This window comes from Brachybacterium equifaecis (assembly GCF_023509525.1).
In the GTDB taxonomy this organism is placed as follows: Bacteria; Actinomycetota; Actinomycetes; order Actinomycetales; family Dermabacteraceae; genus Brachybacterium; species Brachybacterium equifaecis.
Window position 1 is genome coordinate 96,522 of record NZ_JAKNCJ010000008.1, and the last position, 6,098, is coordinate 102,619.

Here is a 6,098-nt window from a genome sequence, read left to right on the forward strand (position 1 = left end):
GCGGCCCCGCAGGGTCCGGACGGGACGCGGCGTTCAGGCCTTGTCGGTGTCGGGGTGCTCGGTCTCCTCGGGCTCGAACGTGTCCTTCTGGCCGAGGGTGCCGCCGACGCCGCTCTCGTTCAGCTCATCGAGGTCGGTGCTCTCGTCCTGGCCCTGGGGCGTGGTGTCGCTCATCTGGTCTCCTTCGGAGGGCGCCGGGGGATCCGGCGCGAGGTCGTCCCAGTGTTGTCGATCCCGGCCGCGGTGTCGAGGCGCAGGGGAGGAGCCCGATGAGCCGATGGTTCCTGGGCCCGCCCGCCTGGAAGGACCTCGAGGCGGTCCTCTCCGACCGTCCGGTCTCCGCGGTGAACCCGCCCATCACCGTCATCAGCGCGAGCGACGGCGAGCAGACCCCAGCGCCCGTCCCCTACCGCCCGCGCGCCGACATCGCCTACGCGGAGCTGCACGCCCACTCCCACTTCAGCTTCCTCGACGGCGCCTCCAGTCCCGAGGACATGGTCGCCCAGGCCTCCGCCCTCGGCCTGCGGGCGCTCGCCCTCGTGGACCATGACGGGCTGCCCGGGGCGGTGCGCTTCTCCCGCGCCGCCCGGGAGCACGGCCTCGCGACCGTGTTCGGGGCGGAGCTGACCCTCGGCATCGCCCCGCACGCGCAGCAGGCCTCCGCCGCGCCCATGCTCTCCCCATCCCGCACGGGCGTCAGCGACCCGGACGGCGAGCATCTGCTGATCCTGGTGCGCGACGAGACCGGGTACCGGGAGCTGTCCGCGGCGATCTCCCGCGCCCACCTGGACTCCCGCACGAAGGCGACGCCCCGCTACCGGCTCGCGGAGCTCTCGCGGCTCGCCCGCGAGGGGCACTGGCTGATCCTCACGGGCTGCCGCAAGGGCGCCGTCGTCCGCGCCGTGCGACCGCTCGTGGAGGACGGCGACCTCGAGGGCGCCGCCCGCGAGGCGGCCCGCCAGATCAGCCGCCTCGTGGAGCTGTACGGGGCGGGGAACGTGGCTGTCGAGCTGCCCGCGACCGGAGACGTCCTGGCCGATGACCTCCACGACGCCCTCGTGCAGGGCGCCCGGATCGTGCGCGAGGAGGAGGGCCTGGACGCCGTGACCCTCCCCGTCCTCACGAGCACCAACGCGCACTACGCCCAGCCCGCCGACAAGCGCCTCGCGGACACCCACGCCGCCCTACGCGCCGGCGTGCCGCTGGCGGAGGCCGACCCCTACCTCCCCGGCCACCTCGCGCATCTGCGCAGCGGCGAGGAGATGGCCCAGCTCCTGCCCCGATATCCCGGCGCGATCCGCGAGGCCGCACGCATCGGGCAGGAGTGCGCGCTGGATCTCCAGCTGCTCGCCCCGGACCTCCCGCCCTACCCGGTTCCCGCGGGCCATGACGAGGCCAGCTGGCTGCGCGCGCTCGTCGAGCAGGAGGCGCAGACCGTCTACGGTCCGCGTCCGGGCGACCCGAGCACGGCCGACGGGGGCGACGGCGAGGGCGGCAGCGACGGTGCCGGCGGCAGCGAGGAGCGCGTGCCCGGCGCGTGGGCGCAGATCGACCGGGAGCTGCAGGTCATCTGCGACCTGCACTTCCCCGGCTACTTCCTGATCGTCCACGACCTCGTCGCGTTCTGCGCGCGCGAGGAGATCCTGTGCCAGGGCCGCGGCTCCGCTGCCAACAGCGCCGTCTGCTACGCGCTCGGTATCACGGCGGTCGAGCCCGTCGGCCATCACCTGCTGTTCGAGCGCTTCCTCGCACCCGAGCGCGACGGACCCCCCGATATCGACATCGACATCGCCTCGGACCGCCGCGAGGAGGTCATCCAGTACGTCTACAGCCGCTACGGCAGGGAGAACGCCGCGCAGGTCGCGAACGTCATCACCTACCGGGCGAAGCTCGCCGTGCGCGACGCCGCCCGGGCGCTCGGGCACGACGTCGGCCGGCAGGACGCCTGGTCCAAGCAGATCGAGCGCTCCTTCACCTCTCTCGACACCACCGACATCCCCGATGAGGTGAAGGCGCTCGCCCACCGCCTGCGCGATGCGCCCCGCCACCTCGGCATCCATTCCGGCGGGATGGTCCTCGCCGACCGGCCCGTGATCGAGGTGTGCCCCGTGCAGTGGGCGGCGATGGAGAACCGCAGCGTCCTGCAGTGGGACAAGGACGACTGCGCCGACGCGGGACTGGTGAAGTTCGACCTGCTGGGGCTCGGGATGCTGACGGCCCTGGATCACTGCCTGCGCATCATCGGGGAGTACCACGGCGGCCATCACACCCTGCGCGACCTGCCGCAGGAGGACCCCGCCACCTACGACATGCTCTGCACCGGCGACAGCGTCGGCGTGTTCCAGGTCGAGTCGCGCGCCCAGATCGCGACGCTGCCGCGCCTGAAGCCGCAGACCTTCTACGACCTCGTGGTGGAGGTGGCCCTGATCCGCCCCGGTCCCATCCAGGGCGGCTCCGTGCACCCCTACATCCGGCGCCGCACAGGGGAGGAGGAGGTCACCTTCATCCACCCTCTGCTGAAGAAGTCCCTCGGCCGCACCCTCGGGGTGCCGCTGTTCCAGGAGCAGCTCATGCAGATGGCCGTGGACGTCGCCGACTTCACCCCGGCGCTCGCGGACCAGCTGCGCCGCGCGATGGGCTCCAAGCGCTCCACTGACAAGATGCTCGCGCTCTCGGACCAGCTGTTCGCGGGGATGGCCCGCCACGGCATCACCGGCGAGGACGCCGAGGCGATCCACCGCAAGCTGCTGGCCTTCGCGAACTACGGCTTCCCCGAATCCCACGCCTACTCCTTCGCGTATCTCGTCTACGCGAGCGCCTACCTCAAGTGCCACTACCCGGCCGCGTTCACCGCCGCTCTGCTGCGCTCCCAGCCGATGGGCTTCTACTCCCCGCAGTCGCTGATCTCCGACGCCCGCCGCCACGGCGTGGTGACCCACGGGGTCGACATCGCGATCAGCGACGTCATGACCACCCTCGAGCTGGGGGAGGGGGCTGACGAGGGGGAGGGCGGCCCCGGGTCCCATCGCGCCTATCGCATCCCGGGCACCGAGGAGCTGCTGGGCCCTGCCGCTCGCCATCGCGGACCGACCGGGTGGAGCGACGCGGAGAAGGAGGCGCTGCGCGCGGCCCGCCCGCAGGTGCAGGGGGAGCGAGCGCGGAGCGGGCCGGCGATCCGACTCGGCCTGGAGCAGGTGCGCGGCATCAGCGAGCGGACCGCCGAGGAGATCGTCCATGCCCGCGAGAAGGGCGGCGCGTTCGCCTCCGTCAGCGATCTCGCGCGCCGGGTGCGCCTCAGCGCCCGTCAGCTCGAGGCGCTCGCCACCGCCGGGGCCCTCGATGGTCTCGCCGGGACGCGCCGCCAGGCGCTGTGGGCGGCGGGCGCCGCGGCTCAGGAGTCGCCCGATGTGCTGCCCGGTCTCGCCATCGGGGCCGACGCCCCCATGCTCCCGGGCATGAGCGATGCGGAGCTCGCGGCCGCCGACGCCTGGGCCACCGGCATCACGCTCGCGGACCACCCCATGGCGCTTGTGCGCGCCGAGCTCGAGGAGCGGGGCGTGCGCAGCATTCGCGGGGCGCGCAGCGCCGAGGACGACTCGCGCATCCGGGTGGGCGGGGTCATCACCCACCGCCAGCGCCCCGCGACGGCCAGCGGCATTACCTTCCTCAGCCTCGAGGACGAGACCGGGATCCTCAACGTCGTGTGCTCCAAGGGCTTCTGGTCGCGACACCGGGCGCTGCTGCGCACCTCGCGCTCGATCGTGGTGCGCGGGATCGTGGAGAACGCGACCGGGGCGGTGAATCTCGTGGCCGACGGGGTCGAGGTGCTGCAGCTCGCCGTGGCGAGCTCCTCGCGCGACTTCCACTGAGACTGCGGCAGAGCCGCCGCCTGAAGAATCAGAGGCGCCGTCCGAGCCGCCATTCCGCGACACCGCACTGTCCGTACTCGTCGGATCCGGTCGCGAGCACGGTGCCATCTGCCCGGAGACCCACCGTGTGACGGGCACCGGCGGCGACGGCCACGACGTCGCGCCAAGAACTCACCCGACACTGTCCTGCGGAGTCGTCCCCGGCCGCCAACACCTTCCCATCGGCCGTGATACCGACAGTGTGGTGGCTCCCCGCCGCGACTGCGGACATGGATCGCCAGGAGCCCACAGCATCGGTGCCGGCTCCCGAAGCTCCTGATGCCAGTACGCGCCCCTCCGTGGTGAGACCGACAGTATGCACACTCCCAGCGGCGACCATGAGCACATCGGACCAGGAGCCGACGCGGCACTGACCGCGCCGATCATTGCCTGCGGCTACGACGCTCCCGTCTGCACGCAGCCCCACCGAATGCCAGTCCCCGCACGCGAGTGCGGTCACGTCATGCCAGAGCTCGACGTCGCACGCGCCCTCGGTGCGACGCCCGGCCGCGAGAACGCTTCCATCTGCACGCAGACCGAGCGTGCATCTCCATCCCGCCGCCACGCCCACGATCCCCGACCATGAGGAGACCTCGCACTGGCCGTCAGCATTCCACCCCGCAGCGACGACCGAGCCGTCCTCACGAAGTCCGACGCTGTGCGAGCGCCCGGTGCTGGAGGCGGCATGCACAGATCCCGCCGCGACAGCGAGGACGTCCCGCCACTGCGAAACGGAGCACTCCGAAGATCCGACAGGGCCTGCCGCCCTCACGGTGCCGTCCGCAGACAGTCCGAGGGTATGCCGCGGTCCCGCCGCAAGCGGTGGATGCACCGGGGAAGAATCGCAGCGGAGGAAGAAAGGGGGAATGCCGTCCTCCACCGGGACCTCGCTCACGCCGTCGGCCATTCCTCGGCGAGCAGGCCGTAGTCCATCCCGTCGAGCCACTGGCCCGAGACGTGCAGGGCCGTGGCGCGCGAATGCTCTTCGCGCCGCATCCCGATCCGCTCCATGAGCCGCCACGAGGGCTCGTTTGCGGCGATGCATCCCGCATGGACGCGACGCAGCCCGAGCTCACCGAAGCAGATATCGATCACGGCACGGACGGCCTCGGTGGCATAGCCCTGGCCAGCCACCTCAGGGGTGAACACCCAGCCCAGTTCCGCCTGGACCGCACGCGCCTGCTCCTCCATGCCGCGCTGAGCCCAGCCGTCCTCGATCGCGACCATCAGGTCCCCGATCACCCGACCATCGCACTGGACGACGAGGCTGCGGGCGAGCATCCGGTCGGAGCCGGCCACGAAGGATGCCTCATCAGCGTGCGGTCCACTGATCCAGCGGAAGACCTCGGGCAGGCGTCGGTACTCCCAGATCGCGGGCAGATCCTCCCGCAGCACCGGACGCAGCTCAAGGCGCTCTGTGCGCCGGGGCCAGGGGATGTCGTGGAGAGAGGTCACCTGCTCAGACTAGGGTGCAGACGCCCACCGCGTCGACGGCACCAGGAGGGTCGAGGGATCATCACGTGCCGAGGGCGCGGATCGCCTCACGCCAGCGTCTGCGTGATCCTGGAGCTCTCGGGTCCGTGCTCCACGCGGCAGAGCGCCCCGTTGACCAGGGGCATGTACGGGGCCCAGTGCCCGCAGTCCACGCCGCCGAGGATCGGCACGCCCAAAGGCGAGAGGGCATCCAGCACGGCTTCCCGCTGGGTCAGAGTCGGCGCGTCGGGAGCAAAGGTGCGTCCCACCAGAATCGCGGCCGCGTCGTCGAAGAATCCGGCCAGGCGCATCCCGTGCAGGTTCCGGCAGATCGTCGCGGCGTCGTCTCCTGCCGCTTCGACGAAGACCACGAGCGGCTCTCCCGCGGCCGCCAGTGCGTCCACCGGCAGGAACGGCGTGCCCGCGAGGTTCACGAGCGTCTCGATGCACCCGCCGATCAGTCGGCCCTCGACGCGTAATCCCTCTCCCGGAACGTCCCACCGCTCCCACCGACTGGCCACGTCGAGCTCATACTCGCTCACCTCGGGATGCGTCGCGTAGTCCACGAAACCCTGGCGGTGCGCGCCGGGGGAGTGGGCCGCCCCCGTTGTTAGGTCCGGTCTCTGTGTGAGTCGTCGGGTTCCATTTCGTGGGTGCAGTGGCGAGCATAGTCGGCCGGGGTGAGGTAGCCCAGCGCCGAGTGGCGTCGCACGGTGT

At 71.7% G+C, this 6,098-nt stretch carries 5 protein-coding genes; 1 reads left to right on the forward strand and 4 read right to left on the reverse strand.

The window, feature by feature from the left end:
- Nucleotides 1-33 precede the first annotated feature (33 nt).
- Nucleotides 34-174: a hypothetical protein gene (locus tag Bequi_RS12305; protein WP_249738231.1), complete on the reverse strand. Its 141-nt coding sequence runs from the start codon at nt 172-174 to the stop codon at nt 34-36.
- A 95-nt stretch (nt 175-269) separates the two neighbouring features.
- Here Bequi_RS12305 and Bequi_RS12310 point away from each other — a divergent pair, with 95 nt between their 5' ends.
- Nucleotides 270-3,869, forward strand: a complete 3,600-nt coding sequence (locus tag Bequi_RS12310; RefSeq protein WP_249738232.1) for an error-prone DNA polymerase — start codon at nt 270-272, stop codon at nt 3,867-3,869.
- Nucleotides 3,870-3,897: 28 nt separating this feature from the next.
- Here the strand turns inward: Bequi_RS12310 and Bequi_RS12315 are convergent, their stop codons facing one another.
- The 3 genes from Bequi_RS12315 to Bequi_RS12325 form a co-directional block, all read right to left on the reverse strand.
- A complete protein-coding gene (locus Bequi_RS12315; protein ID WP_249738233.1) occupies nt 3,898-4,815 on the reverse strand; it encodes an RCC1 domain-containing protein in 918 nt (305 codons plus the stop codon).
- A complete protein-coding gene (locus tag Bequi_RS12320; protein ID WP_249738234.1) occupies nt 4,800-5,363 on the reverse strand; it encodes a GNAT family N-acetyltransferase in 564 nt (187 codons plus the stop codon). The genes Bequi_RS12315 and Bequi_RS12320 overlap by 16 nt, the downstream gene beginning before the upstream one ends.
- Nucleotides 5,364-5,449: 86 nt before the next feature.
- Complete coding sequence (locus tag Bequi_RS12325) at nt 5,450-5,923, reverse strand: S66 peptidase family protein (protein ID WP_249738235.1); 474 nt, start codon at nt 5,921-5,923, stop codon at nt 5,450-5,452.
- Nucleotides 5,924-6,098: the final 175 nt, after the last annotated feature.